This is a genomic window from Bacillota bacterium (assembly GCA_013177945.1).
GTDB lineage: Bacteria > Bacillota > DSM-12270 > Thermacetogeniales > Thermacetogeniaceae > Ch130.
On sequence record JABLXW010000047.1, the window covers coordinates 1 to 3,155 of the forward strand.

The following is a 3,155-nucleotide window of genomic DNA, read 5'->3' on the forward strand; positions in this document are numbered from 1 at the left end:
CTTCTAAGACCGCCTAGTTCCCTATCCCCGGCAACGAAGTACATGACTAGCAAAACACTGGAGTGAACAGGTAACCGGGGCCGAAGCGGCGGAGGGCCTCCTGGTTGCCAACCCTTAATAGCTTGATGAGCCCGGTTGCCGGGTTCTGTCAAGGGTACGGGAAAGTTAGACCCCGGGGCTATCCCTTGACAGGTTCCGGCAGCCGGGCTACACTGCCCTGGGGGTTGGCAAAAAAGGGAGATTCCTTGCAGGAAATCGACTGTCCATGGCGAACTTTTGCAGTAAAATTGGACAAGCGAGGGATTTGGTATGGGTCGTCCAACCTTTTTTCGCCAGCGGATCATCACCCAGGCTGCCGCTCTGGAAGCCAAGGGACTATTCAATTACTTGGTAAGCGAGATTAAAGCCAGGCGCGAAATCTCCCTGGAAGAAGCCATCCTAGTGGCCCACGATGTGCAAGACTACCTGGAGCAAAATCTGCTAAAGCAGGCACCAGGCCAGATCGAACTAGTGGCCATTGCCGGAAGAGATAACCACAAAAAACGCAGTCGTAACAGCCAGAAGGAAACCCTGATTAATGTGACAGTCCTTGCCGAAGAGGATATTGAGCTGATATCAGAGTTTGGTATTAGTAGTCTGCAGCAGGGAAGGCTTGCCCGCATCATCGAAGAGGCTTACTTCCAAGACAGTTTGTTGGACGGAGAGCGCCTGATGCTGTTGTTTCCCCGCACCATGCGGGCTATCAGAAGCCAATTGCAGTATTTTTGGGAACAAGGTGCCATTCTGCCGGTTGCCGGGATGACAGTGAACCACAGAAAACAGATGCAAGACTTCAGGAGTTCTCTTGCCATTGAGCGCTACCTGGCAGGCGAGGATCTGACGCAAATCCGCAAGACCTTCAGCATCAGCTTAAGCCGGTGGCAGTCATCCTGGCAAAAGTTCAAGCAAGTGGTACAAAGCCCAGACGCATCATCAGAGGACCTGGCCCAACAAACCGGGCAGCCGGAAGAAGTCATCACCTCCTGGAGAGGGATATGGGATAAATGCAAATACGGCAACAGCCTTAAACAAAGGTTGGGACTAAAAACAACACTGACCGCACCACAGAGCGAAACCACAGGGCAGGAAACCTTTTACCGCCTTTTACGGGAACGTCACGGCTACTCAAAGGCTTCCGCAGAAAAATTCATCGATGACCTTTACGATATTGCCAATCACCTGAACAGGCAGGAACGCGGGGGTGGGCAGATCATTTACAATGCTGTCTCAAGTACCGAACCTGCCGGCAAAAGCCTTTCAAACTGTGAACTGAAGGCAGTGGTCTTGGACTACATTGTTCCTGAAGAGTGGAAACTGTTAAACCGTGACAGTGCCAAAGAGCTTAAATGGGCAAGGCTTTTGCGTCTGGCAACCCAGGCTAAAAGCCAGGGGGTGGCCCTCACCCAGCCCGACCTGGCACTGCTAATGGGCATCTCCACCCAGGCAATCCAGAACTGCCTGAAAGAACATCCTGACGTCATCCTGCCCACGCGGGGAATACTGGCCGACATGGGGCCGGCTCTAAGCCATGCCGACAAGATCATCCGGCTCTACATGGACGGCTACACCGAGACAGAGATCAAAAGACGCACGGGGCACAGCTACGACAGCATAGAAAAATACCTGTTGGACTTTGCCCGGGTGACCTACTTATTGGAAAAGGGATTACCCATCCCAGCCATCAGAAAAGTGCTGGGATGTTCCCGAAAACTGGTGGAAAAACACGTTAGCCTCTACCGGGAGTTCTCCGGCCCAGACTACGCCTTCATGATGGCAAGAATCCGCCGCCTGGCCGAGGCCCATCCGGTTAAAAAAAACTAAACTTACAAGGGGGAATGGAAACCTTGAAGGCAAAGAAGAGTTCCAATCAACGCTACAATACTCTTCTTGCCAGGGATGTATTACAAGTACAAACTGCTCACTTAAAGAAAAGTTTTGAGTTAGCTGAAAGTTCTATGGTGGCTGAAAAAGTAGCCAGTTTCACCAATGAAGCCATCAGGCACTGGGAAGAAGGACAAGAGATGAGGCGCCTTAATCCCGGGGAATTGCTCCTTGAACATGATGGGGAAAGGTTTGTTTTACCCCTATTGGATCAAAGGGTCATCCAGAAGATCAAAAACGACGTATCCGTAAAAGCTGTAAAACGAGAGCTTGAGATGCTGCAGTATGAGAGATTAAGAGAGGTCAATCCTGATGCCAGCCTGGAGGATCTCTGGGAGCTTACCAACCAAACAGACCTCACCTTAAGACGTGGAAAGAAAGAAACACCGGTGCCGGAAAAACCTCTTGCCGCACATGAGATCAAGCCCTTGATTCGCACCATGGAGCATGAGGAAATTCCCCTGGAAGTACTAAAGCCCACCATTGACCTGCTTGTTGAGCAGTGGGGCTTACGTCCGGGACAGGCTGAAGGGATGGCTATGCTCGCGGGAAAACTATACACCTGGTGCTGTCCGCGAGAGAAAGAACTCCAGCCAGGGCAACTGGTATGGCTGGCTCATGGCACAAAGAAATCCAGGCGCGCTGACCCCAGGCTTTTCTCACCGGTGGTGCTGACTCTTTTAACAGCAAAGGAACAAGAAATATCGCTTGCATCAAGGACTGATCTTAAGAAGTTGAAGCTATCTCAGATAGAAAGAATTACGGCCGAGGCCTGGAGACAGGATGGCGTGCTTACCACAGTTGACCTGGAGTGGATACTGGGGATTCCACCAACACTTATTCGGGAACTCTTGGAAGACTACCAGGAGCATTTTGGCATCATTCTGCCCACTGCGGGCACAGTGCTTGACATGGGCAGGACACTTACCCATAAGGCGCTGGTGGTGGAAATGGCGTTAGATGGCATGACAACCCACGAGATAGCAAGGCGTATTTACCACACCCCGGAGGCTGTAGACAACTACCTGAGACTCTTTGACCGAGTATTGTTATTATGCTACTACCAGGTACCGATACCTGCAATGCCCAGGATTACCGGTCACAGCAAGGGGTTACTGGAAGAACACCTGGCCCTGGTTGAAAAGCACTTTCCCAATCAAGAATCAATGGAGGCTTACCTAGGAAACAGGGGTGTTAAACTCGAACAGAGCAGTTAGGGAATATAGCGGTTATCT

At 51.2% G+C, this 3,155-nt stretch carries 2 protein-coding genes; both read left to right on the forward strand.

The window, feature by feature from the left end; all coding sequences use genetic code 11:
• The first annotated feature begins 309 nt into the window (after positions 1-309).
• A complete protein-coding gene (locus HPY58_14055; protein NPV30736.1) occupies positions 310-1,860 on the forward strand; it encodes a DUF1670 domain-containing protein in 1,551 nt (516 codons plus the stop codon).
• 23 nt (positions 1,861-1,883) lie between these two features.
• Complete coding sequence (locus HPY58_14060; protein ID NPV30737.1) at positions 1,884-3,137, forward strand: DUF1670 domain-containing protein; 1,254 nt, start codon at positions 1,884-1,886, stop codon at positions 3,135-3,137.
• The last annotated feature ends 18 nt before the right edge of the window (positions 3,138-3,155 follow it).